Annotated in this window: 20 protein-coding genes, 1 tRNA gene and 1 pseudogene; 4 read left to right on the top strand and 18 right to left on the bottom strand. The window is 34.0% G+C overall.

The features are described from left to right. Positions 1-227: 227 nt before the first annotated feature. Positions 228-500: a carbon storage regulator gene (locus tag FYJ58_RS12385; RefSeq protein ID WP_154520041.1), complete on the bottom strand. Its 273-nt coding sequence runs from the start codon at positions 498-500 to the stop codon at positions 228-230. Between the two features lie 130 nt (positions 501-630). On the opposite strand from FYJ58_RS12385, the gene FYJ58_RS12380 reads away from it, so the two are divergent. After that, positions 631-1,209, top strand: coding sequence for a tyrosine-type recombinase/integrase (locus tag FYJ58_RS12380; RefSeq protein ID WP_154520040.1), 579 nt, complete (start codon positions 631-633; stop codon positions 1,207-1,209). A gap of 266 nt (positions 1,210-1,475) precedes the next feature. Here the strand turns inward: FYJ58_RS12380 and FYJ58_RS12375 are convergent, their stop codons facing one another. Then, positions 1,476-1,952, bottom strand: a complete 477-nt coding sequence (locus tag FYJ58_RS12375; protein ID WP_154520039.1) for a polymorphic toxin type 50 domain-containing protein — start codon at positions 1,950-1,952, stop codon at positions 1,476-1,478. Positions 1,953-1,956: 4 nt separating this feature from the next. Here FYJ58_RS12375 and FYJ58_RS15450 point away from each other — a divergent pair. Further along, positions 1,957-2,085 (top strand): annotated as a pseudogene (locus FYJ58_RS15450) (IS91 family transposase); the annotation flags it as partial. Positions 2,086-2,654: 569 nt separating this feature from the next. Here the strand turns inward: FYJ58_RS15450 and FYJ58_RS12370 are convergent. After that, entirely contained in the window at positions 2,655-2,834 is a 180-nt protein-coding gene (locus FYJ58_RS12370; protein WP_154520038.1) for a hypothetical protein, read from the bottom strand. A gap of 103 nt (positions 2,835-2,937) precedes the next feature. Next, complete coding sequence (locus tag FYJ58_RS12365) at positions 2,938-3,363, bottom strand: hypothetical protein (RefSeq protein ID WP_154520037.1); 426 nt, start codon at positions 3,361-3,363, stop codon at positions 2,938-2,940. A 302-nt stretch (positions 3,364-3,665) separates the two neighbouring features. On the opposite strand from FYJ58_RS12365, the gene FYJ58_RS12360 reads away from it, so the two are divergent. Next, a complete protein-coding gene (locus FYJ58_RS12360; RefSeq protein ID WP_154520036.1) occupies positions 3,666-4,178 on the top strand; it encodes a hypothetical protein in 513 nt (170 codons plus the stop codon). A 327-nt stretch (positions 4,179-4,505) separates the two neighbouring features. On the opposite strand, the gene FYJ58_RS12355 is transcribed toward FYJ58_RS12360, so the two are convergent. The 13 genes from FYJ58_RS12355 to FYJ58_RS12295 form a co-directional block, all read right to left on the bottom strand. Further along, positions 4,506-4,588: transfer RNA gene (locus FYJ58_RS12355), tRNA-Leu, on the bottom strand. 161 nt (positions 4,589-4,749) lie between these two features. Next, positions 4,750-6,108 (bottom strand): aldehyde dehydrogenase, encoded by a 1,359-nt coding sequence (locus tag FYJ58_RS12350; protein WP_154520035.1) that lies wholly within the window; start codon positions 6,106-6,108, stop codon positions 4,750-4,752. 25 nt (positions 6,109-6,133) lie between these two features. Further along, a complete protein-coding gene (locus FYJ58_RS12345) occupies positions 6,134-6,691 on the bottom strand; it encodes a lysoplasmalogenase (RefSeq protein WP_154520034.1) in 558 nt (185 codons plus the stop codon). A gap of 137 nt (positions 6,692-6,828) precedes the next feature. Continuing rightward, the gene (locus tag FYJ58_RS12340) at positions 6,829-8,670 is read right to left on the bottom strand and encodes an N-acetylmuramoyl-L-alanine amidase (protein ID WP_154520033.1); all 1,842 of its coding nucleotides are present in this window, start codon (positions 8,668-8,670) and stop codon (positions 6,829-6,831) included. Positions 8,671-8,817: 147 nt separating this feature from the next. Beyond that, positions 8,818-10,245 carry a phospholipase D-like domain-containing protein gene (locus FYJ58_RS12335; protein WP_154520032.1) on the bottom strand — a complete coding sequence of 476 codons (1,428 nt, stop codon included), beginning with the start codon at positions 10,243-10,245 and terminating at the stop codon, positions 8,818-8,820. Between the two features lie 164 nt (positions 10,246-10,409). After that, on the bottom strand, positions 10,410-12,041 hold the full coding sequence (locus FYJ58_RS12330; protein ID WP_154520031.1) for a peptide ABC transporter substrate-binding protein: 1,632 nt from the start codon (positions 12,039-12,041) through the stop codon (positions 10,410-10,412). A 50-nt stretch (positions 12,042-12,091) separates the two neighbouring features. Further along, entirely contained in the window at positions 12,092-13,060 is a 969-nt protein-coding gene (locus tag FYJ58_RS12325) for an ABC transporter ATP-binding protein (RefSeq protein ID WP_154520030.1), read from the bottom strand. Continuing rightward, complete coding sequence (locus tag FYJ58_RS12320; protein ID WP_154520029.1) at positions 13,060-14,058, bottom strand: ABC transporter ATP-binding protein; 999 nt, start codon at positions 14,056-14,058, stop codon at positions 13,060-13,062. The genes FYJ58_RS12325 and FYJ58_RS12320 overlap by 1 nt, the downstream gene beginning before the upstream one ends. A 15-nt stretch (positions 14,059-14,073) precedes the next feature. Beyond that, positions 14,074-15,123 (bottom strand): ABC transporter permease, encoded by a 1,050-nt coding sequence (locus FYJ58_RS12315; protein ID WP_154520028.1) that lies wholly within the window; start codon positions 15,121-15,123, stop codon positions 14,074-14,076. 19 nt (positions 15,124-15,142) lie between these two features. Further along, positions 15,143-16,060, bottom strand: coding sequence for an ABC transporter permease (locus FYJ58_RS12310; protein ID WP_154520027.1), 918 nt, complete (start codon positions 16,058-16,060; stop codon positions 15,143-15,145). Between the two features lie 399 nt (positions 16,061-16,459). Beyond that, positions 16,460-17,389, bottom strand: coding sequence for a calcium/sodium antiporter (locus FYJ58_RS12305; protein WP_154520026.1), 930 nt, complete (start codon positions 17,387-17,389; stop codon positions 16,460-16,462). 124 nt (positions 17,390-17,513) lie between these two features. Beyond that, positions 17,514-19,523 (bottom strand): methyl-accepting chemotaxis protein, encoded by a 2,010-nt coding sequence (locus FYJ58_RS12300; RefSeq protein WP_154520025.1) that lies wholly within the window; start codon positions 19,521-19,523, stop codon positions 17,514-17,516. Between the two features lie 286 nt (positions 19,524-19,809). Continuing rightward, positions 19,810-21,270, bottom strand: a complete 1,461-nt coding sequence (locus FYJ58_RS12295) for a 4Fe-4S dicluster domain-containing protein (RefSeq protein WP_154520024.1) — start codon at positions 21,268-21,270, stop codon at positions 19,810-19,812. Positions 21,271-21,568: 298 nt separating this feature from the next. On the opposite strand from FYJ58_RS12295, the gene adhE reads away from it, so the two are divergent. Continuing rightward, positions 21,569-24,187: a bifunctional acetaldehyde-CoA/alcohol dehydrogenase gene (gene adhE / locus FYJ58_RS12290; RefSeq protein WP_154520023.1), complete on the top strand. Its 2,619-nt coding sequence runs from the start codon at positions 21,569-21,571 to the stop codon at positions 24,185-24,187. 67 nt (positions 24,188-24,254) lie between these two features. On the opposite strand, the gene FYJ58_RS12285 is transcribed toward adhE, so the two are convergent. Continuing rightward, positions 24,255-25,319, bottom strand: coding sequence for a DUF2974 domain-containing protein (locus FYJ58_RS12285; protein ID WP_154520022.1), 1,065 nt, complete (start codon positions 25,317-25,319; stop codon positions 24,255-24,257). Positions 25,320-25,339 lie beyond the last annotated feature (20 nt).

Genomic DNA, 25,339 nt, shown 5'->3' with positions numbered 1-25,339 from the left:
TTGCGGGTTTTTAGGGCAGCGCCCTAAGCCCTCGGAGAGCTTATAGGAATAAATATCTACAATTTTCAAGGTTCTATTGAGCCTATTTTGTTGGCTCTGTTTTTTCATAACTTACTTGACACTACCTGTTTGTTCCCTGTCCCAAATCCTTTTTTGACAGGTTAATTACTTTTTTTATAGATAACTGTAAGTCCCTAGGTTAACTTACAAATTACTACCAAATAGATTTAAGCGTCTTTTTTCTGTTCTTCTTTTTGCTTCTTCATTGTTCTCTTTCGCTGTTCCTTTAAGTTTTTAACTTCCGGATAATAATGTTCTATCTTTTGTTTTTCTCCAATATGAACCGCATTTTTCTCTAAAACGCTTGCCCTTACGATGTTATAGCTTCTTGGTGCTTCTACCATAACTTTACAGTTATTGGCCATTCCACCTAAAAAAACAACCTTGATTTCTTCGCCAATCATAAAATACTCACCAGGCTTAATCGTAAATTTCAGCATAGCAAAACCTCCTTGTCTTACATTTTCAGAACTTACAACATTTTGTATAATATGTTGTATCTTTCTTCCATTTTTCCAATAACGTTATTATGAAATCTCAAAATAAACTGACTAAAAGGAGGTCTTTTTAATGAGCACTGCTCAACCAATTAAAAATTTAGATGAACTGGAGAAATTAAAAAATTATTATTTAGATATTCAACCCAACCTTAGAAATTACTTACTAATTCACGTTGGAATTAACACAGCACTCCGAATTAGTGACATTCTTTCCCTAAAATGGAATGATGTTTATAATTTTCAAACAAAAACATTTCGAAAACATATTGTTCTTATAGAACAAAAAACCGGAAAAGAATCCTCTATTGCAAAAAATCAAAGTTTGCATCATGCCTTACATTTTTATATACAGTCTTTAGGTATACCCAAACCAGAATATTATTTAATCCATGGAAAAACACCAACGGCACCATTATCCCGTTCTCAAGCCTTTCGAATTATTAAACAAGCTTCTAACAAACTTCATTTATCGGGACATATTAGTTGCCATTCCCTCCGCAAAACCTTTGGCTATCATGCCTGGACTTCTGGCGTAAGCCCAATTATGTTAATGGTTATTTACAATCACTCTTCTTTTGCAGTTACAAAACGTTATCTTGGGATTGAACAAGATGATAAAGATCAAGTTTTTTTAAATATAAACTTGTAAGAAATAAATATTTTTAAAATTTTTTTCATTTAGCTCTAAAGAAAATAAAAAAGTAACCGATATAATAAATAGGAACAAGGATGCAACATATTATACAAAATGTTGCATCCTTGTTCCTATTTATTATTATCTATTTTTTGAAACTCATACCAGCCTGTACCAAATAACAAAATAAACATGCTTTTCCGAAAATTCTAAACAAATAACAAAGTGGACAAGTCCACCTCAACTCCCTGTATCCCTCACTCATGAGGGACTTGGTGGTATTAATTCAAATATTCAATTTTCTTAATTTCATGTTCCATTACTTCTGTTACCCAAGGAAGTAAGATACCATTTTTTAAAGGTTCTTTTAATGTAATACTTGCTTCTTCTGGATCGTTATCATATGCTGTACTATATTCTGTACATTTTCCTTCTAATATAGTTCCATCAATACAGATTATTCGCACCTTTTTCCCTTGTGCGTGGTAGAACAATAACTCTTTCTCAGATAACATCAATTTTCCTCCTCTCTTGAAATAATGAATTGAAAATCGAGTCGTAGGCCTTTCTTTTCCTGTTATTGGGTCAATACAAACGCCAACTATTTTATCTGTCACAACAAATTCTTTGTTACTCCAATTTCCTTTATTGTCTCGTTTCAGTTCACCAGTTCCAGCATATTTATTAACCAATTCTTGCACTTTCTGTAAAGAAATGGATAAATAACTCCTACCTTTTGTATAATTATTATGCCACAAGATATGCTCCGACTGCCACCATGAGATGAAATTTTTAGATCTCTACTTCAACCACCAGCACGTTTTCCTCGAAGAAATAGAAATGTACGAGAAAGCAATGTCCAAATCTCGTGGAAAGCGTTCTTCTGCATGAGTTTTCTGAGTTTTGTGATATAATCCTCTAAAAGGAGGATGAACACCATGAAACCAGATATCAAGGCTTAAACCGATTCGTCTGACTGGTGGTTACATAGAAACAAATCGCGAAGCAGAGTTTATTGATAAATATTTTCCTTCTTTTACAGAAGAAACAAAATTGTCAATGGTTCAAGATTTGCAAAAACAAACAGTACATCAAATGTTTGGCAATACTTATATCAAACTGTTACTCTTCTACTATCGTTGATGAAAGGAATTTTGATATTGATGACAGAAAGAGTATCTTAGAGTTTAATCAAAAATATACAGATGACAGATATAGATGTTTTCAGATTATCTTTAATGATTAATAACTATATTTTCCAAATTCGTTTTTACATAAAATAGAGAAAAGATTACACAGAAATAAATGAACGTTCTAATGGCTTTTTAAAGAATCAGGTTAGAAACCCAATTAGACTTAGACGGTGGGTAGTCCATGTACTGTTTTCACAAGTTATTAAAACAATCTTAAAACCACGTAAAACAAACTCCACTAAACAAAAATTAGTGGAGTTTTAAATTTTATAATTTTTGATTTATTGCGATTTCATCTCTATCTTTAACATCAATTTCTTTAATAGAATAACGATGTTTTTTATGGATATCGCTTAAAGTCTCTGCATTTTCTTCACCAAAATACTCAGATAATTTAGGGTCGTTGTTCATAGGTATCGTATTATCATATGATGACATCCCAATCATAATCAGTAAATATTTCCCTTCTTTTACTGTAAATTTAAAATTAGATTTATTTTCTCCACCTTCGCTAAGTGGAAAGCATTTAGTAAAAGTGAACCCATCAAGTTTATCTTTTTTTTGATTCTGATAAAGCGTATCTAAATTGTTTCTCAGTATAAGTTGGAAGATTTGCATTTTGAGGGATTAGATATAAGTATGCGTCTGCTTGAAAGTCATCTGATGTAATCGTTCCATTGATTGTTCCTTTCGGCTGATACTTAACCGTTACTTTACACTTGTACAGTTTTCTATTACATTTAGCCGTAATTGTATAAGTACCAGGCTCATAAGCATGTAAAACGCAATGTCTTTTATCACGTTCAATAATAGATAATCCTTTATAATTAGATGTTTTCCATGATACGTATTCTTTATCCTTAGCACCAATAAACTTTAGTTCAGCAGTACCCCATTCCATCATTGTTAATTTAGTTTTATTAAATTTATGGGAATCCTTTTTAGCTGCTTCTACTACTCTTCTATTTTGAAACAATTTTTAAGTAATTTCGCATTGTTGAAATTATTATATTTATCTTTATAATCTTTGTGTAATTTTACCACTGTTATTTTTCTCATAATTGTGTATAATATAAGTAAGAAATCAGAAATGGTTTCGAGGAAAACAGCATCCTGTTCGGCGTAGCTTATAAGCAAGAAGACAGGTTGAGGAAAAAGACTTCCCATAAGTCTATGAAACAATGGGTTGAGGAAAAAGACTTTTCGACAGTCTATGAAACATCGAATTGAGGAATGAAAGAGTCGTATATTTACGGCTCTTTCTTATTAGGTGAACAAATGATAGAAAATGGATTATATGTTGTAAAACGAGACATTTTAAATATCATCACTTCTCTTGGTGGTGATTGTGATATTAACTCTGGTGATAAACGTCCTGTATTTTGTTGTGTAAAGGATAAAAAGATTGATGGATTGTATTGGGCAATCCCTACAAGTGATATATCTCACAGAAATGCGTCCCAAATTGAGTATTATAACAAGTGTATGAATTGTGATGAAAAAGATTTGCGTAGCTGCTACTATCATATAGTCAAAGGTAATAGAACTGCTCTATATAAAATTAGTTCGTCTTATCCAATTACAGAGAAATACATAGATCATGAGTATACTGTAAATAAAACTCATGTTATTATTCAAAAGAAAGAAGATATTATGGAAATAAATCGTAAATTCCGAAGAATTATTTCTATGGAAAATAGAAAACCTAATTATTTTCAACAGCATATCACCGATATTAAGAATTATCTTATAAAAGAATTAGAGGCAGAATCTAAAAAGGACACCAATTAAGGTGTCTTTTTTGTTTGCTTCGATATCTTACTCTTCTTTGTGTCTATTAATAACACATGTAAAAAATTTAAAAAGATGTGATGTTACGAATAACGCTATACAAACAATCAAATTTTGCTATCTTGACTTTGTCTTCTATTATTAAACATTAAATCATTGTGTCAGTAATTAATAAAAGAAGAGTTAAAATAACTATCTAATTGTTACTAGGTAATTATTTTAACTCTTTTAAATTCCTTGATTACTGTTTTGATTACTCTACTGATTACACTTCCAAGACAACATAGCAGAAGCTCCTTTCTATCAGTATTTACAACCTTAATTCAATGCGGATGGTGGGACTTGAACCCACACGAGATTGCTCCCGTCAGATTTTGAGTCTGATGCGTCTGCCATTCCGCCACATCCGCTTAATATGTGTTTCAAATGACAACGTAGATATGTTACCACGTTTCGACTTAAATTGCAAGTGTTTTTTTTAAAATTTTTCATTTTTTTGTTGCTTATCCATTTTCAGAGCAAATTCCACCTCATTAAAAGTGAAATTTACTCTGAAAAAAACATATTTATCCTATTTTACTATCCGGCGGATTGCTTTTTGTTTTTTCTTTGTATATGGTGGATAACGCAAAGGCACATCTAAAAACGGCTTACTTTTTAATACAGCTTTTGAATGGGTAAATGTATCAAAACTGAATTTTCCATGATAGTTTCCCATACCACTGCTGCCAAGTCCCCCAAATGGTAAATAGTGATTTGCAAGATGCATCACAACATCATTCACACACCCACCACCAAATTCGCTATAACAAAGAATTTTTTCAATCATTCTTTTATCATTACTAAACAAATAAAACGCTAATGGACGGGGTCTTCTCTTAATCTCATCCAAGACTTTTTTTAAATTATTGTAAGAAATAATTGGCATAATAGGACCAAAAATTTCCTCTTTCATTATCTCATCTGAAAATTTTACATCTAAAAAAATAGTTGGTTCAATTTTTTGTTTTTCTCTACAACCTTTCCCGCCAATTTTGTTATCATAATTATCAATTAATTTTTTTAATCTGTCATAGTGATGTTCATTTATTATTTTGGGATAATTTTTATTGTTAATTGAATTTCCATACATTTTCCGGATACATGTAACAAACTCCTTTATAAATACTTCCTTAACAGACTGGTCAATCACAATATAATCGGGTGCAACACATGTCTGACCGGCATTTAGAAATTTCCCCCATGCCAGACGTTTCGCTGCAAGCCGAATATCGGCAGATTTTTCAATAATGCATGGGCTCTTGCCTCCAAGTTCCAAAACAAGTGGTGTCGTAAAATTACTTGCTGCCCGCATCACTTTTTTTCCTACCGCTTCACTTCCGGTAAAGAATATAAAATCATATTTCTGTTCTAATATATCATTATAATCTGTATCTGCCTCCATACAATAAACATGTTTTTCTTTAAACGCTTCCTGTACAATCTTTTTAATAACGTTAGAAACATTTCTACTACTTCTTGACGTTTTCAGCATAACACAATTTCCTGTGGCAACCGCACCCACAAGCGGTACCATTGCTAATTGAAATGGATAATTCCATGGTGATAAAATTAATACAACTCCATAAGGATCTCTATATATATAACTGTTAGCCGGAAAATGCGATAATGGTGTTTTAACCTTTTTTGGTTTTTGCCATTTATCAATATGGTGTAAAAAATTTTGAATTTCACCTAATACTAGCTGTACTTCTGTCATGTAGGATTCTGTTTCCGATTTATTTAAATCTTCCATTAAAGCTTTGTAAATCAGAGTTTCATTCTCCTTTATTGCCTTTCGAAGTCTTAGCAACGCTTCTTTTCGAAATTGCAGGCTTTTTGTTTGATTCGAATGATAAAACTCTCTTTGTTTTTCGATAACACCTCTCATAATCAACCTCCAAATTTACCAAATTTTAACAAACCCAAATAGCAAGTGCAAGAAAATAAGTTGCACTATAATATGTAAAAAGATTTAAAAATCTTACTACCTTATATTTTGTTTGATAAAAATATAAAAATAAAATAATCATATCCGAAACAAGAAATAACGTGCCACCTAAAAATACCAGCTTGTTAAAAAGTCTGTCATTTTCCAGTAAATAAAGCTGCCCACACTTTACAAATAGTGCCGTAACAAAATAGGCGTAAACAAGAACCGGCTTCTTAAACTTTCCAACTACCATTTTCTTAAGGTTCATTAATATCATTGTCAAAAATACCCCCAGTACCGGAAGTAAAAAAACAAAAAAAGTGGAAGGCTCTAAAAACGAAAATGCAATTAAAAATAGACAATGAGCAGCTAAAAAGCTTGCAAGCCCATACACAAAGTTCTTCTCTGCCTTTGCCTCCAATTTTCTTGCCAGAAAAAAATCTCCAAGAAAACAAAAACAAAATGCCGGAAACAATCTCCAAAATATAATATCATCCGTTACTCTTGTCGTTCCATATACTGCAATTAATAAAAACAGCATACTATTTAAGCATTAAAAAAATAAATGATACTTATGAAACCTTTCAACATAACAGCTTAATATTAGTAAAACAAAGGCAGCTACATAACAAGTTGTGAAAAAACAAAACATATTCCCTCTCCTTTTTAGTTAAAGCTCTATTCGATATATGTATCGTATAACAACTCGGTTGCTTCATAAATTGCCTTCGCAGCCTCGTCCTGAAAATCTTCATCTGTAAGCTTAGCAAAGTCATCGGGATTTGAAAGAAAACCTAATTCGATTAAAATAGCTGGAACTGTATTATGTTTTAATACATAAAGCCCTGTTCGATCTACTATTTTACGTCCTTTTAAACCCAATTTTTCAACTAAATACTCCTGAAAAAAAGAAGCCATTTTTTTGCTGTCTACTCCATTAATGGTATTCTTATTATTCGACCCATATAATACTTCTGTCCCAGAGGCAGATTTGCCGGCTGAATTCATATGAAGACTGATAAATAAATCTGCCCCCACCTTGTCTGCCATTTTAGAGCGACTATCCAAAGATGGATAACTATCGTCTGTCCTAGTCCAATATGCTTTTATTGTCGAATCTTTTCCATTAAAATATTCCTTCGCTTTATTATATAAAATTTCAAAAGTTACCGTTTTTTCATAAACGCTATTATTAATTGCTCCACTATCTTTTCCACCATGACCAGGATCTAATACAACAACTCTGTCATAAAGCTCTTTTGGATCTGCAACATAAATTCCAACTCCCTCTTCTGCTTTTTCCAGTTTATACGCCTGTAGTTTTGTTGTCGTAAATGTAAGATTCGTACAATCTTCACTGTTACTATAAGAAACTGCGCATTTCCTTACAATACTTCCATCAATTGAAACCGGATTTTGTTTATAAAATGAAACCCTGTTTCCTGGAACTGCTATTACAAATTGGTTTTTATAATACAAGTCTTCATCTTCAAGATCAGACTTTTTCACATTGTTTGGCAAAGAAATCATAACCTGATAATCGGAATCTGTAATATCAGTATCGTGTTCCTCATAATCGTCTTCCGACTCATCATCCTCTTCTTGTATCGTGGTAATAACGGATGTTTTTATAGTTCCATTCCATTCATAAGAATAACCAAGGCTGGTTGTAACAAATTCTCCCGGAACCATAACATAACTCTTTTTTGTTGCCTTATTTGTAACCAGTCTTGCCTCTGTACTCATCGTATATTCTTTATTATTAACAATTGCTTTTTTACTGTTAACCTGCATTTGGATTGTCGCAGTTGCATTTGAAATTATAATTTTCTTTGTTTTACTGTTATAATTATAATCCGCTCCTAATGCACTATGAAATACCGTATTCGCTCTAAGAAGTGCTGTATTGTTTATAATTATACTTGGCATTCCGGACAAATTAATTTTTTTCCCGTCAAAGGTAACATTTCCTTGCGTTCCCTTATAAATAACCCAGTCCTTTGCATATTTAATTGTAAACGGACTCTTTATCTCTGCCATTTTCTTAGAAGAATTCCATTGATAGGAATATCCAAGATTTTCTGTTACAAATCTGGAAGGAACATAAACTTTGCTTTGTTTTTCCTTTACAAAAGTAATCACTTTCGGCTCTTCCGGCAACGTTTTTTCTTTTTGATTTACATAAGCCGTCTTACTTCCAATCTTCATTTCAATCGTAGCAGAATCCTTTTTAATTGTTATTTTACCGGATTTACTATTATATGAATAACTTCCTCCTAATCCACTTGCAAAAACTTCTTTTGCCGGCACCATACAATTGTTGTTAACAATAAGACCTGGTGTTTTTCCAATGTTAACCATATTTCCATCTAATGTAACACCTGCTCTTACCCCGTTATAGGAATACGTTTCACCAGAATATCTTATCGCCAATTCAGCCGCCTCAATTGAGTTACTCCGAACCATACATAATACAAGTACGATTGCAATTCCAATCCATATTATTTTCTTTTTCTCCATAATTTCTCTTCCTTTTACTCATTTTCTAATCTAGTTTCTCAATTTACTTTTCTATTGTTCTCATTATAACCTTGTCTTTATAAACAGCACAAGGAAAACTTTATTTTTTATCAAAAATTTCTTTCCAGTTTCTTCCTTGCATACTCTTTACGCAAGATATCGGAATGGCTGAATCAATCGGGATGTAAACCAAAATAGTTTTCTTTTATTATCGCTGATTTCTCGTTTTTTCACATCATCTTTTTTCTCATAACTGCCATCTTTTTTGCGGGTAAGCGACGCCTTCTCCATGACTGATATCTTCTTACTTAACTTTTTATTAAATTCCCTTCCATGTATAACAAGCATCGTTTCTGTATCCACATAGGTACTTCGCATATCAAAATTGTAAGAACCGACTGCAGAAATATCATCATCGACAAGTAAAGATTTTCCGTGGGAAGACCATGAACCAAAATATTCTTTAACAACTAAATTAGTATCACAAACCTTTTCCCAGTTGTGAATATAATCCGACGAAGCTACAAAATTATCTCCTACTGCGACAGAATTAATTAGTAACACAGACCCTGGAACATTTTGTGCAATTTCTTTCATTCCATCATACATTTCTTGAGAAAAAACAGCATAAGGGCTCTGAATTAATACCTTTCCTTTTGCCTGTTTCATTAAAGCAGACAATCGGTACCATACATAAGGCTCCTTACTATATATATGTGTTGGATTTGAAACAAAGGAAGCATGCTCAATTGGAACTGTGCCTTTTTCATAATCCCATTTTACAATATCCATTTTTCCATTTTTATAAATTGCAGTAAATTGTTCCTTCCATTTGATCACATCTTTTTCTTTCCACTTTGGCGTTTTATCAAATACCGTTTTACACTCGGAACGATCCCATACGCCGTTAAAATATTTTCTAACCTGGGTAACCGCACTTTGCTCTTCTTTTTTTCCAGATTTATGATAAACAAGCACCTCTCTGTCATATCCCGTACTTTGATTTGGATACTCTCCAAGAAAATAATCAAATGTGTTTCTTCCGCCCATTAATAAGAGCTTATTATCAATTAAAATATATTTATCATGCATTCGCCCATTCATTGTCCACGGTGCTATAAGATTCGGTGTATTATAAAAACGTATCTCAATATTTTTATTCTCTCCAGCGGCATAAAAAATAGAACGACCACCCATATGTAAAAGACCATACATGCCATCTACTAATATTTGAACTTTTACGCCACGGTCGGCAGCCTGAACTAATGAGGCTAATATTTCTTTTGTACACTCTCCCTCCCGCATATCAAAGGTAGATAATACAATACTTTCTTTCGCTTCCTCAAACATTGAAAGCCTAACATCCAGTGCCTCCTGGTTTGTTTCTATAACAGCTGCCCTGTCTTTCACTTGATCCACTTGATAAAATTCCTCTGTAGAAACACTATTTTTATATTCTTCACTTACTGATTTTGTATGAACAAAAGGAACCAATGCCCCTACAATTTCATAAAAAAGAACCGCTCCTATTATAAAAAGAAATCTTAGCAGCCAAGTCTTTATGCTTTTTCCCATAATCTTTCACTTCCTGTCTTTCCATGATATTTTATTGTATCATAAATAAAAGAAATCTCCAATTAAAAAATATGCTTCTCCCTGTAACAAACAGCCTGGTATCTTAAACTGTCTGTCACAGGAAAAGCATATCAAATGAAAGAAGCTTTATAGTCTATTTCTCGCTATTCTACTGTAACATAGTGGAAAAACTTAAATCCAAGTGGAGAGCAATAGAAGCCTTTTACATTATCTTTAATTAAGTATTTATCTACATAATACCAGATTGGACAAAGCATCCATTCATCAAAAATAATATCTTCTGCTTTATGCATTAACTGCATACGTTCTTCTTGATCGGAAGAATTTTTGATTTGTTTAATTAATGCATCATAGTCGGAGTTAGACCATTTTGCATCATTGTTACCACCATCTGTAATCCACATATCAAGGAAAGAAATAGGATCATTATAATCACTTAACCATCCATTACGGGCAATATCATAATCTCCACTCTTACGAGTCTGTAAGAATGTAGCCCATTCCTGGGATACTAATTCAACTTTAACACCGATTTTACCCCACATATCCTGAAGTGCCTGGGCAACTAATTTGTGAGTATCATCATCATTATAAATATATTCGAATACAGGAAGACCTTTTCCATTTTCATAACCGGCTTCTTTTAAAGCTTCTTTTGCTAATTTAAGGTTTCCTTCATAATCGTCCGGATCATAATAGTTACCGCCAACTTCACGGAATTGCTTTGAAGTATCTGCATCTGTTAAACCATTTGATACAAACGCTCCGGCTGGTTCCTGACCAGATTTTCCAATTTCTTTGCAGATATAATCACGATCAATTGCAAGTGTCAATGCTTTACGAACTAAAGGATTTTTTAAGTATTCATTTTTTGTATTAAAAGAAACATAATAAGTTCCAAGCTGTGCTGGTAAATGAAGATCTCCACTTTCCTTCATTGCTTCCATTTCATCTACAGGAAGATTTTCGCTAAATACAATTTCGCCAGACTGATAAGCTGCTAATTTTGCACTTGGATCTTCCATTAATACAAAACGGATTGTATCTGGACCTAGGGAATCTACATCCCAGTAATTTTCATTTTTCTCAAATAAAATATAAGAATCATGTACCCATTCTACCATTTTGTATGCACCATTTCCTACGTAAGTAGATGGATCTGTCGCCCAACTTTCACCTGCATCTTCTACAGTTGCTTTTTGTACAGGGTAAAATGCCGGAAATGCACATAATTCTAAGAAATAAGGAGTTACTGCATTTAATTTTACAACTAATGTCTTATCATCTTTTGCTGTAACATTTAATTTTCCATCTTCATATCCTTCAATACACCGGAACATATATTCATAGTCAGCTGCTGTTTTTGGATCAATTGCTCTATTCCATGAATACACAAAATCTTCTGCTGTAAAATCGGTTCCATCGCTCCATTTTAGACCATCACGCAATGTAAATGTATAAGTTAATTTATCATCGCTAATATCAACTTTTTCCGCCTGACCTTCAATATAAGTAACTCCATCTGTGTCAAGTTTCATAAGTCCTTCAAATGCATGACTACATACTGTACCACCATCGACCGCAGAGTTTAATGTAGGATCAAGTGTATCCGGTTCCGGACCAACTGTTACAGCAAGCTCTGGTGTACTTCCACCTTCACTATTGGAGTCTCCCGACTTATTTCCATCGTCACTGTTACCACCGCCACATGCAGAAAGAACGGTAGATAATGCTAAAATAAATGCTAATAATAATGCTAAATTTCTTTTTTTCATTCTCTTTCCTCCTAAACTTGATTTTATGTTAAATGCAACGCATAAAACATCTAATTAATTTTATCCAAATTATGACAAGCTACATAATGTCCTTTTTCTACCTCTTTAAATTCCGGTACTTCACAGGCACACTGCTCTGTTGCATACGGACATCTTGTTCTAAAATGACATCCACTAGGCGGATTTAGAGGACTTGGAACATCTCCCTCTAATACAATACGTTTTTTCTCTTTTGCCGTATTCGGATCCGGAATTGGAATCGCGGAAATCAATGATTTCGTATATGGATGAAGACTATGAAATGTAATTTCGTTACTATCTGCTAACTCCACTAATTTTCCTAAATACATTACACCAATACGGTCTGAAATGTGCTTTACAATTGATAAATCATGAGCAATAAATAAATACGTCAGACCCATCTGTTCCTGTAATTCTTCAAACATATTGACAACCTGTGCCTGAATTGATACATCAAGTGCCGATACCGGTTCATCACAGACAATAAATTCCGGATCAATCGCCAAAGCTCTTGCAATACCAATACGCTGCCTTTGTCCGCCAGAGAATTCATGTGGATAACGGTTCGCATGTTCACTATTTAATCCAACCCGCTCTAGCATTTCAATAATCTTATCATCTCTATCCTTTTTCGACGATGCCAGCTTATGAATATCAATTGGTTCACCAATAATATCGCCAACTTTCATTCTAGGATTCAATGACGCATATGGATCCTGAAATACAATTTGCATTTTTTGACGGTAAGGAAGCATGTTAACATGTGTAATATCTTTTCCATCATATATGATCGTTCCTGATGTAGGCTCATATAGACGTAAGATTGTACGACCAGTTGTTGTCTTTCCACAACCGGATTCTCCTACCAATCCTAATGTTTCTCCTTTATTAATATAAAAAGAAACATCATCAACTGCTTTTACGTATTTTTTCTTAAAAAGTCCCGATGCAACCGGGAAATACTGTTTTAAATTTTGGATTTCAAGTAATTTTTCCATTAGTTTCCTCCTTCAAATGCTTCTTTCTGAATTAACCAGCATGCACTATAATGAGTGTCACTAATGTCTGTATATTCTGGCATCTGACGCAGGCAGATTTTCATACAGCTATTACATCTTGGTGCAAATGGACATCCTGCTGGAGGATTCATAACATCAACCGGTGTTCCCTCAATTGGAACTAATTTTTCATGTTCCACTGCATCCAGACGAGGAATACTTTTTAACAATCCCTTTGTATACTCATGCTTTGAATGATAGAAAATATCATCTGCTGTTCCATATTCAACAATCTTACCACCATACATAACAGCAATTTTGTCGCACATCGTGGAAACAACTCCTAGGTCATGAGTAATCATAATAATTGACATACCGATTTTTTCTTTTAATTCCATCATAAGTTCAAGAATCTGCGCCTGAATTGTAACGTCCAAAGCTGTTGTTGGTTCATCTGCAATCAAAAGCTTTGGCTCACAGGCTAACGCAATTGCAATCATAACACGTTGCCGCATACCTCCGGATAATTCATGAGGATACTGTTTTAACCGTTTTTCCGGCTCATTAATACCAACGAGAGTAAGAAGCTCAATTGCCCTCTTTTTCGCCTGTGCTTTATTGGCATCTGTATGTAATAAAATCACCTCACAGATTTGATTACCAATTGTATAAACCGGGTTTAGGGAAGTCATTGGGTCCTGAAAAATAATGCTCACTTCATTTCCGCGAATTTTTCTCATTTCTTTCTCGGATAATTCCGTGATTGTATGACCATTAAATTCAATTGAACCACCAATTACCTTACCTGGATAAGGTGTTAATTTCATAATAGAAAATGCGGAAACGGATTTTCCACTTCCAGATTCTCCTACAATTCCAAGCACCTCTCCCTCTCTTAACTGGAACGATACATCTCTTAAAGACTGTACCTCACCGCCAGGAGTGAAAAAGGAGAGTCTAAGATTTTTCACATCTAATAATACATTATTTTCTGACATCGTTTCTCTCCTTATCTATTTCTTTAATTTAGGGTCAAAGGCATCTCTTAGTCCATCACCAAACAAGTTAAATGCTAAAATAATGACAGAAATCATAACCGCAGGTACAATAAGACGCTCCGGATAAGAGCGAATTCCACTGATTGCATCAGATGCCATAGATCCAAGACTTGGCATTGGCGCTGCAACACCAAGACCAATAAAACTTAAATAGCTTTCTGTAAAGATAGAAGCCGGAATTTGCAATGTTGTAGTAACAATTAAAGTCCCCAGACAATTTGTCAATAAATGTCTTTTAATAATACGTCCGTTACTTGCTCCCATCGCTTTTGCTGCTGTTACATATTCCTGCTCTTTTAATGTTAAAACCTGACTTCTTACGATTCTTGCCATACCTACCCAATAAAGTAAAGAGAATACAATAAAGATACAGACCAGACCAACACCAATTTTATTAATCCAACCAAATGCCGGAACATTTTGTGCTAAGCTCTTCAATGGATATTTTAATGTAACCTGAAGCAAAATAATAATTAACATCTCCGGTACGGTATAGATAATATCGACAATACGCATCATAATCATATCAACATGACCGCCAAAATATCCTGCAACCGCTCCGTAAGTTGAGCCAATTAAAAGAATAATTGCACTGGCAACAATTCCGACTAAAAGAGAAATTCTGCTTCCCATCATAGTACGAATCATTGTATCACGTCCAAGATTATCAGTTCCAAATATATGTGGAAATACCTTTTCTCCTGCATCAATCTTTGCCTGCTCTTCTTTTGAATATTCCATAAATCCCAAATTTTCTGCCCCACGGATTTGCTGTTCATAGCTGTATGGATAAAAACCAGGCATAATAAATGCAAATATTAATACAAAAACAATGACAACAAATGATACCATTGCCACCGGATTTTTTACCAATCGACGAAATCCATCTTTCCAAAAGCTTACGCTTTCCCGCATTACAATTAAACTTTTTTTCTCATTTTCGTCAGCAGGAAGGAAATCGGATACATCAAGCTGCATACTCAATGGATTTTTCATTTCATTCATTTTTCTAAACTCCTTCCAACTAATTTAACTTAATTCTAGGGTCAATAATCTTATATGCTATGTCTACAATTACATTTAAGACAATTAGTAACGTTGCAAAAAATACCGCTGTTCCCATAATTAAAGGATAATCTCTACTTGTAATCGAAGATATAAATGCTCCTCCCAAACCAGGGATTGTCAAAATCTTTTCAACAACAAAGCTTCCTGCAAGAATACCTGCAATTGCCGGTCCTAAATAAGTAACTACCGGAAGAATCGCATTACGAAGTGCATGTTTAAATAATCTTACAAATTGGGATAATCCTTTTGCTCTTGCAGTTGTCATATAATCTTGCCCTAATACATCTAAAATACTAGACCGTATTAATCTTGCAATGTAAGCGGATGGATAAAATGCAAGCGATATAACAGGTAAAATCATCGACTTAAAGTCACCTCTCCAATAGGTTGGCAAAAGATTGTTCTGAACACTGAATACATACATTAGAAGTGTTGCTACAATAAAACTTGGTATCGCAATACCTGTTGTTGATAGTACAATAATAAGATGATCAATCCATTTTCCACGATTGAGTGCTGCAATTGATCCTAATGGAATACCAATTAAAATAGCGACTAAAATAGCAGTACCTCCTATCTTTGCAGAAACAGGAAAACCATCTGCAATAATATCATTAACAGAACGTCCTCTCTGCTTTGTAGATACACCCAGATCACCATGCAATAAATTCACTAAATAATTTTTATATTGGACAATTTTAGGTTGATCCAATCCATATTTTTCTTCTAACGCAGCCATCGTTGCCTCAGATTTTGCCTTTTCTGATAAAAACGGACCACCAGGAACCAAGTACATCAACCAAAATGTTATGGTTGAGACAAGGAATAACGTTAGTAAAGCATAAGAAACTCTTTTGACTATGTACCTTGCCATTTTTTTCATTCTCCTTTTACTATTATTTTCCATTGTTATGTTACAGCTTCACCATAATAGTTTCCGTTATTTCTATCACTTCCACTACTTCCCATTAATGTTATTAATCATTAACACTGTAACACATCAACGCGAATAGGTATTTTATAAGGAGCAAACAAGCTTATATCCGGATAACGCCTTTGTTTGCTCCGTGTTAGGATAGATATTATAACATTTTTCTCCGTTTGTCAAACCCCAAATTTACATTTGTTGTTCCAGCAAAGACACAAAACCGCTGAAACCCTTGATTTTATTGACAAAATTTAATTCCTAATCTTTTTACTTTTTTGAATTTTTGTCCGATAAACCTATGAATTTTTTCACAACTTTACTATTTATTCCCATTTTGTTATTCAATTAACGGACACAAATGTAGTACATGTATGCCACATACATACTAACCATTACAAGTCCTTCTACACGGGACAGTTTTTTCTGAGTCCAGGTAAACGCAAATGCAACTAAACTCATTCCGGCTAACAACACCAAATCATACAATGTTTCCGTTCCAACGCCAATTGGAGAAATAAAAACAGACAATCCTAATACAAGTAAAATGTTAAAAAGATTTGAACCCACTACATTTCCAAGAGCCATTCCTGTTTCTCCTTTTCTCGCTGCTACAATCGAGGTGACAAGCTCTGGCAGTGAAGTTCCAATTGCTACAATTGTAAGACCAATTAATGTCTGGCTTAACCCAAAGCGTTTCGCAATTTCAGAAGCACTATCTACAACCAAATCGCCACCCCATATAATTGCAAGCAGACCGCCTGAAATATAAATAAGACATAACGGAACAGGTATTTTTTTCTGTTCTAAATTCTCTTCTTCGCCATTTCTTACTTTCATCGCTGAAACAACCATTGATATTAAAAAAACTACAAAAATAATAAGGAATAGAAAACCATCAAGCCTTCCCAATTTGCCATCCAAACAAAGAAACCAAAGTAAAATTCCTGCTAAAATACTCATTGGAAATTCTTTCTTTAGAATTGAAATATCAATTTTCATCGGAGCAATCATTGCACATAGACCACATACAACAACTAAATTAAAAATATTAGATCCTACTACGTTACTAATTGCAATTGCATTATCGCCTTTTACTGCGGCCGCTATACTAACAGCACACTCAGGTGCACTTGTTCCCATTGCTACAATTGTAAGACCAATAATCACACTTGGAACTTTTAGTATTTTCGCAATTCCGGAACTCCCATCCACAAAATAATCTGCCCCTTTAATCAGTAGTATAAAACCTACAATCAGCCATACGTATACTAACATATTTTTACCTCTTTCTTTCCATTTTTCTCTTTTTAGTATATCCGTTTTAAGAATATCATAAGAGCTGTTATAAAAAAAGGGACAGATTTACTTTTATATCATTTTTTACATAATCTTTACAATTTTATAACTCTTCCTGTCTAAGCTGAAATCTTCCAATCATTTCTTTCATTACAGTTGACTGACCACTAAGTTCTTCACTAGAAGCGGCACTGTTTTGTGCTCCACAATTGTTTCTTTCTACAACACTGGTGATTGTATCAATGCCACTTGAAATATCGCCCATAAATTTAGCTTCATCATTGGAGGATTCCGCAATTCCTTCCATATATTTATCTACCTCAACAGTCTTATCGACAACCGAAGAAAGGGACTGAGCGGTTTCATACGCAAGCTCTCCGCCTTTTTTTACAGCCTCTACTGTTCTCTCAATTAAATCTGCGGTCTGACTGGCAGCTAAAGAAGATTTTCCTGCCAGATTTCTAACTTCATCCGCAACAACTGCAAATCCCTTTCCTGCCTCACCGGAACGTGCTGCTTCTACTGCTGCATTTAGTGATAGTATATTCGTTTGGAATGCAATGTCATCAATCGTTTTTACTATTTTATGGATTTCCTCCGACATTTCAGAAATCTCTTTCATAGCCTGTAAAAGTGACTCCATTTTTTCATTGCTTATTTCAATTTCTGTTTTCGATTTGCTTGCTAATTCTCTAGCATATATCGCATTGTTTTTATTATTTTCCACTTTATTTACAACAAGATTAACTGATTCTTCTAACTGTTTTATCGTCATTGTCTGTTCAGATACTCCAGATGCAAGACTGGTAGCCTCTTGTGCTACATTGTCAGCTCCCTCTGATACTTGAGAAGTAGCTTCGCCGATTTCATAAAACACCTTATTCAGACTCATTATAATTTTGTTTAACGACTCTTTAATTGGTCTGAAGTCACCAACATATTCCTTATCAATCCATACATTGAAATTGCCTTCCGCCATTTCACCTAATGCATAACTGATGTCTTTTATGTATCCTTTTATTGTTTGGTTCGTAGACTCCATACTATGATAAAGTGCTCCTATTTCATCATTTCCATTATACTGAAATGTAACATTTAAGTTTCCTTTTGACATTTCGTCTGCCATTTGTTTCATCTTCTTCAGTGGTTTTAATATTTTAGTAAGTATAATCGAAACAAAGATATTTCCAATAATCACAGAAATAATCAGAATAATTCCAAATTTTCTTACAATCTTATTAATGGAAGCATTAAAATCTTCTTGTGGTATTACATATCCAACTACCCACTTTGTTGTATCCAGTTTTGAAAAACTAAAATACTTTTCTTCACCATCAACATCTTTTCCGGTCGCAAATTGTGTTTCTCCATTTTCTAATTTGTTAATAATCGATTTGTAATCACAATCAAGACTATTTAAATTTGTTTTTTCCTCTTCTCCACTTGAAATAGAAGGAAGATATTTTTTCTCTTTATGGACAAGTATATTATTATCTTCATCAATAAAAACAGGATATCCATTTTCTGTTATTTTAATCTCTGACGCCAGACCTACCAAATAATCAACTGCAATATCACAACCGTAAACACCAATTAATTTATTCTTTTCATAACAAGGTGCTGCGATTGTAATAATCATCTGACCCGTACTCGCATCCATATAAGGTGAAGTATAAACCGCTTCACCCTTTTCCTTAGCTTTCTGATACCAGTCACGTTTTGTACAATCATAATCATCTGGTACCGGGTTCACAGAAACATACATTTCTTTATTTTCAAACCCAACATAAGAATCTAAAAGTCCATCGGTTGTGTCTATGATGCTTTTAATTAATGGTGCTACATAGCTGCGATTTTTATTTTTTATCTCACCCTGTTCTATCGCCTTTGACATTGTAGTTGCGAGCATTTCTTTTGACGAAAGCCATCCATCAAACAGATTCGCATATTTACTGACAGACTCTATTGCCTCTTTTTTCTCTGACTTAAAAATTGCTTCTTTGGATGATGTATATCCGCTATATGTTGTTATAACTAAAATCAATGTCAATGTAATGCTCACTGTTAAAAAAAGAACTTTTCGAAATCCCATAGATTTTTTTTTCCTTTTCATACCTATCCCCCTAATAATATTATTTTCATTTGATGGTTTTTATTTTTAAATCTTACGTTGTTAAAGATATTATACCATCATATGTACGTATTTTGCAATAGTTTATATTATTTTTTGCTATTTGTGTGATATATTTTTCTATTTTATGACTTTTATATATTTTTTCGAAATCATGAATAGTTTTGGTATCGAACTAAATTTTTTAAAACAGAAAAAGGATTTAAGCAAGCCTTTTCTTGCCTAAATCCTCATATACTATTACAAACAATTTTTAATTTATAACGTCTTATTTTCGATGCATTGAAAATTCATATTTTTCCTGATAAGGTTCTATTGTAGGCACAATTTTTCTGCCATCTGCCTGGGAAAGTAATGTTTCTCTATCTTTTTTAGCTAACAGCTCTGGTCGAACACTACCCGGTCCGTTTACACAACCTCCCTCACAGGCCATACCTTCAATAAAGTCTTCTGGCAGACGACCTGCTTTTAATAAAGTAAGTGCCTTTTTACATTCGGCTGCACCACTACATTGACGGACTCTTATTGAAAGCTCTTCACCATGTTCTTTTAATGCTTCTTCTACCGCTTTAGTAACACCTCCCGCATTACCAAAACGTTTGCCATATATACTTCCCTGCTGAAGCTCACAACTATAATCTGCCGGATTTACTTTTCTTGCGTGGAACATAGCATCTAATTCCTCAAATGTTAACACATAATCCGCATTTTCTTTAACAGATTCATCAACTATTTCTGACTTTTTCGCAATGCACGGTCCTATAAACACGGTAATTGCTTCCTCGTCCATTTTTTTAATCATTCTAGAAACAGAAGCCATTGGTGAAACTGTTGTTGACATATTATTCAGAAGCTGTGGAAAATGAATCCGTATCATATTGACAAAAGCAGGACAACAGGAAGTTGTCATTTTTTTCTCTTCCTTATATGCTTCCGCCCATTCTTTAGCCTCACTGTCAGCAACTAAATCGCCGCCAAGAGCCACTTCATACATATCTTCAAACCCCAAGGCTTTTATCGCTTCTCTCAGTGCCCCCATTGGCACATCTGCTCCAAACTGTCCTTCTCCGGCTGGAGCTACCATTGCATATACTTTTTTGTCTTTCCTGTTCAGCTCATTTATCACATCGACCAAACTAGAAACATCCCCAATTGCTCCAAATGGACAATCTTTAATGCAAGAACCGCATTGAATACATTTCTTCTTATCAATGACAACAATATGGTTTTCGTCCATACTAATTGCATTTACCGGACAGCTTCTCTTACATGGACGCATTAAGTCTGCAATTGCATTATATGGACAGGCCTTTGAACATTTACCACACTCCTTACATTTATGGGGATCAATATAAGCTCTGTCACGCAACATTGAAATTGCCCCAAAATTACAAGACTGCTGACATTTCTTGCTCATACATTTCTGGCAGTTATCAGTTACAACAAAACGTGTAATCGGACATCCTTCACAAGCAGAAGAAATAACCTGGACTACATTTTTATCCTCTTTATCACCTGATAAACGTTCTCCCTTAGCCAGTTTAATACGCTGTCTGATAATTTCTCTTTCTTTATAAATACAACATCGGAAGTTTGCCTGTGGTCCCGGTATTATTTCAAATGGAATTTTATCTATATTTTCTTCCAGTGCTCCTTGATATGTATATTTTGCAACTTTTCTAAGCACTTCATGCTTTATGTTTCCAATTGTTGAATCTTCTTTCAGCATTGTTACCTCCTTGACAAACACAACATTTTTTATTCTAATTTCAATTTCCCGATTTATTCTAACACATCTTGACAAGAAATCAACCATTTTTCTCTTGATTATAACCCATCTTTTTGCTGAATTTTTTCCAAATATCCGAATAAATATAGATAAATTTAACAATTTTTCAAAAAAATATGATTTTTTATAAAAAAAAACTTTACAAGAAATTTTTCTAATGATATACTAAATAGCGTAAGTTATTTTTTTAACAATGTTCGTTATTTTTTTAACGCTAAATTTTAGGAGGATATGTACTATGGCAGAAAAGAAACAACCAACCCCACAAGAACATGTTGATGAGCTTGTGAAAAAAGCACAAGTTGCTTTACAGGAATTGAAGAAATTAGATCAGGAAACAATTGATAACATCGTTCATGAAATGGCTTTAGCTGGTCTAGCAAAACAACAAGAACTTGCTAAAATGGCTGTCGAAGAAACTGGTCGTGGTATTTATGAGGATAAAATTACAAAAAATATTTTTGCAACCGAATATATCTGGCATTCTATCAAATATCAAAAAACAGTTGGTATTATAGAAGATAATGAAGAAGAAGATTATATGACAGTTGCTGAACCAGTTGGTATTGTAGCTGGTGTTACTCCAGTAACAAATCCAACTTCTACTACTATGTTTAAGAGTATTTCTTGTATTAAAACCGGTAATCCAATTATCTTTGGATTCCATCCAAATGCACAAAAATGCTCTGCTGCTGCTGCAAAAACATTATTAGATGCAGCAATCAAAGCTGGTGCGCCAGAAAACTGTATCCAGTGGATTGAATATCCATCCATTGAAGCTACAAACACATTAATGAATCACCCTGGTGTTGCATTGATTCTTGCTACCGGTGGTCCTGGAATGGTAAAAGCAGCTTATTCTTGTGGAAAACCTGCACTTGGTGTTGGACCTGGTAATGTACCATGCTTTATCGAAAAGACAGCTGTATTGAAAAGAGCAGTAAACGATTTAGTTCTTTCCAAATCATTTGATAATGGTATGATTTGTGCTTCTGAACAGGCCGCTATTATTGAAGCTCCTGTATATAAAGAAGTAATTGATTTAATGAAAAAAGCCGGTTGCTATTTCGCAACAAAAGAACAGGTAAAAAAATTAGAACCTGTTGTTATTAATTTAGAAAAAGGTTCTGTAAATCCTGATATTGTTGGAAAATCACCTGCATATATTGCTAAACTTGCCGGATTCGATATTCCTGCTGACACAAAAGTGTTATGTTGTGAAATTGATGGAGTAGGTCCAAAATATCCACTTTCTAAAGAAAAATTATCTCCGGTACTTGCTGTATTAAAAGCAAAAGATGTAGAAGAAGGATTTACATTATGTGAACAAATGCTTGCAAATGGAGGTATGGGCCACTCTTCTGCAATCCATTCTACAAATCAAGAAGTAATTACAGAATTTTCAAACCGTATGAAAACTGGACGTATTCTTGTAAATTCACCATCTACACACGGTGCAATCGGTGACCTTTACAATACAAACATGCCATCCTTAACTCTTGGCTGTGGTTCTTACGGTGGTAACTCTACAACTCATAACGTATCTGTTGTAGACTTAGTAAACGTAAAGCGTGTAGCAAAGAGGAGAGTAAATATGCAGTGGTTTAAAGTACCAAGTAAAATTTATTTTGAAGCAGGTTCTACAAGTTATCTTGCTAAAATGCCAAATATCACAAAGGCATTTATCGTTACTGACCCTGCTATGACACAATTAGGTTATGTAAATAAAGTTCTTTACCAATTAAGAAAACGTGAAGACTATGTTCATTGTGAAATCTTTGATCAGGTTGAACCAGATCCATCCTTAGAAACAATTATGAAGGGTGTTGAATCCATGAACCAGTTCCAACCAGACGTTGTTATCGCACTTGGTGGTGGTTCTGCAATCGATGCTGCAAAAGGTATGTGGTTATTCTATGAAAACCCAGAAGCTGATTTCAAGAACATGTCACTTAAATTCTTAGATATCAGAAAACGTGCTTATAAATTCCCTCAGTTAGGAAAGAAAGCAAAATTAGTTGCAATTCCAACAACATCCGGTACAGGCTCTGAGGTTACTTCTTTCGCTGTTATTTCTGATAAAAAAGAAAATAAAAAATATCCATTAGCGGATTATGAATTAACTCCGGATGTAGCAATCATTGACCCTGAATTTGTAATGAGTGTTCCTAAGAAATCTACAGCATGGACTGGTATGGATGTATTAACACATGCTATTGAGGCTTATATTTCTATTTTAGCTTCTGATTACACCGATGCTCTTGCAATTCACGCAATCGAAATGGTATTTACTTACCTAAAAGATTCTTATGACAAAGGTGCTAGTGATCCATTAGCCCGCGAAAAAATGCATAATGCTTCTACTATGGCCGGTATGGCATTTACAAATGCTTTCCTTGGAATCAACCACTCTTTAGCTCATAAGCTTGGTGGAGAATTCCATATTCCTCATGGATGTGCAAATGCTATCTTACTTCCACATGTAGTTCGTTATAACGGAGTAGCAAATCCAACTAAATTTACATCATGGCCAAAATATGAAAGCTATATCGTTGGAGATAAAATTTTCGCTTTAATGAAAAAACTTGGTTTTAATCCTAAGAACAATGACGATGCGGTAGAAATGTTAGCAAAGAAAGTAGAAGAAATGAATGAATACTTAGAAATCCCTGCTACATTAAAAGAATACGGCATTGATGAAAAAGAATTCTTAGCAAAAGTTGATGATTTATCTGATTTGGCATTCAGCGATCAGTGTACAACTGCTAACCCACGTTTACCATTAGTATCCGAATTAAAGGAATTATACTTAATTGCTTACTATGGAAAAGGAAATGTTCCAAAAAATTTAAAATAGTATATAGTACATTCTTTTAACTATAGAAAAAAAGAGAAGCCAACATTCTGCCGTTGGCTTCTCTTTTTTATAAAAACAAAGCAGCAATAATATCTTTTAATACCCTTTTTGTTTCACCATCAACATCTTTAAAGGCACCGGCAATCTTAATCGCATTATCTTTCCATTCGTCTGACAAATCCATCAGTGTATTTGCTTCCGTAATAGAAATCAGCTGATATAGCGTATCTACAAATGTCTTTATCTGTTTCTCATCTAATCCGGCAACCCATTCATTTAAACGTTCATTCAATCGTTTATGCCCTTTATCAATATCCTCAACAAAGATAAAGGAATCATCCTTTATTTCCCATGTAAATGGGTCATGCTGACCAATTCCACCTTTACCCGTACTTCTTATTACTTGATATTCTTCTTGATTTTGTAACAACATTCCAATCAATGACGACTGAGGAACAAGTTTAATCAGCTTATCTTTTATCTGCTCAAATCCCTTTTCATCAAATACTTCCTTTCGAAACCCCGGACCATCATTGTTATAAATTGCCCGAATTTTTTCTTTTATCGCCGGCTCACATTTCATAGATGCATAGACTGCAATATTTCCTCCTTTAGAATGACCTCCTACAAAAAATGGCTGTTTTAACTTTTTCCCAACCAAATTCAAGTATTTTAGACCCTCTTCCTGAGCCGGCACCGGAGAAAGAAATGCCATATTAAAATCTTCTTTCCAGCCAACAATCGTTTCATCTGTTCCCCGATATGCGAGATAGATATTACCTCCATCTAAAAAAAAGGTAACCGCTGAAAACTGAGATTCTTTTTTAGTATCTGTTATTTGTATATAATGGTTTAATCGCATCGTCTGAAAACGTCTGCTAAAGACTAGTGCTTCAAATAGAGAACGATTCACTACTTTATAACGTTCATCGGTAAACATTTTATATCTGTCTGGATGCGTTAAAATATCAAGTAGTTTAATTCCATTTTTCTTCTCTAAAATTCCCGGAACAATTCCATCATATTTTAAGTAAGATAATTGTGACAAAATCAAATTATCAATATCATTAAATGGTCTTTCTTCAAATGAATACGTTCCATATGTTTCAATATAATTTATTAAATTGCCCATTGAATCACCCCTTTAAACAA

Origin of the sequence: Velocimicrobium porci (genome assembly GCF_009696045.1) — a bacterium.
Lineage (GTDB): Bacteria > Bacillota > Clostridia > Lachnospirales > Lachnospiraceae > Velocimicrobium > Velocimicrobium porci.
This window is presented reverse-complemented; position numbering and strand designations above follow the sequence as displayed.

What these genes read in the sequence shown, in the direction of transcription:
- FYJ58_RS12315 (WP_154520028.1), bottom strand. Translation starts at nt 15,123, where the DNA reads ATGAATGAAATGAAAAATCCATTGAGTATGCAGCTTGATGTATCCGAT.
- adhE (WP_154520023.1), top strand. Translation starts at nt 21,569, where the DNA reads ATGGCAGAAAAGAAACAACCAACCCCACAAGAACATGTTGATGAGCTT.
- FYJ58_RS12305 (WP_154520026.1), bottom strand. Translation starts at nt 17,389, where the DNA reads ATGTTAGTATACGTATGGCTGATTGTAGGTTTTATACTACTGATTAAA.
- FYJ58_RS12380 (WP_154520040.1), top strand. Translation starts at nt 631, where the DNA reads ATGAGCACTGCTCAACCAATTAAAAATTTAGATGAACTGGAGAAATTA.
- FYJ58_RS12310 (WP_154520027.1), bottom strand. Translation starts at nt 16,060, where the DNA reads ATGGCAAGGTACATAGTCAAAAGAGTTTCTTATGCTTTACTAACGTTA.
- FYJ58_RS12370 (WP_154520038.1), bottom strand. Translation starts at nt 2,834, where the DNA reads ATGATTGGGATGTCATCATATGATAATACGATACCTATGAACAACGAC.
- FYJ58_RS12295 (WP_154520024.1), bottom strand. Translation starts at nt 21,270, where the DNA reads ATGCTGAAAGAAGATTCAACAATTGGAAACATAAAGCATGAAGTGCTT.
- FYJ58_RS12340 (WP_154520033.1), bottom strand. Translation starts at nt 8,670, where the DNA reads ATGGAGAAAAAGAAAATAATATGGATTGGAATTGCAATCGTACTTGTA.
- FYJ58_RS12330 (WP_154520031.1), bottom strand. Translation starts at nt 12,041, where the DNA reads ATGAAAAAAAGAAATTTAGCATTATTATTAGCATTTATTTTAGCATTA.
- FYJ58_RS12360 (WP_154520036.1), top strand. Translation starts at nt 3,666, where the DNA reads ATGATAGAAAATGGATTATATGTTGTAAAACGAGACATTTTAAATATC.
- FYJ58_RS12350 (WP_154520035.1), bottom strand. Translation starts at nt 6,108, where the DNA reads ATGAGAGGTGTTATCGAAAAACAAAGAGAGTTTTATCATTCGAATCAA.
- FYJ58_RS12300 (WP_154520025.1), bottom strand. Translation starts at nt 19,523, where the DNA reads ATGAAAAGGAAAAAAAAATCTATGGGATTTCGAAAAGTTCTTTTTTTA.
- FYJ58_RS12285 (WP_154520022.1), bottom strand. Translation starts at nt 25,319, where the DNA reads ATGGGCAATTTAATAAATTATATTGAAACATATGGAACGTATTCATTT.
- FYJ58_RS12335 (WP_154520032.1), bottom strand. Translation starts at nt 10,245, where the DNA reads ATGGGAAAAAGCATAAAGACTTGGCTGCTAAGATTTCTTTTTATAATA.
- FYJ58_RS12345 (WP_154520034.1), bottom strand. Translation starts at nt 6,691, where the DNA reads ATGCTGTTTTTATTAATTGCAGTATATGGAACGACAAGAGTAACGGAT.
- FYJ58_RS12320 (WP_154520029.1), bottom strand. Translation starts at nt 14,058, where the DNA reads ATGTCAGAAAATAATGTATTATTAGATGTGAAAAATCTTAGACTCTCC.
- FYJ58_RS12325 (WP_154520030.1), bottom strand. Translation starts at nt 13,060, where the DNA reads ATGGAAAAATTACTTGAAATCCAAAATTTAAAACAGTATTTCCCGGTT.
- FYJ58_RS12385 (WP_154520041.1), bottom strand. Translation starts at nt 500, where the DNA reads ATGCTGAAATTTACGATTAAGCCTGGTGAGTATTTTATGATTGGCGAA.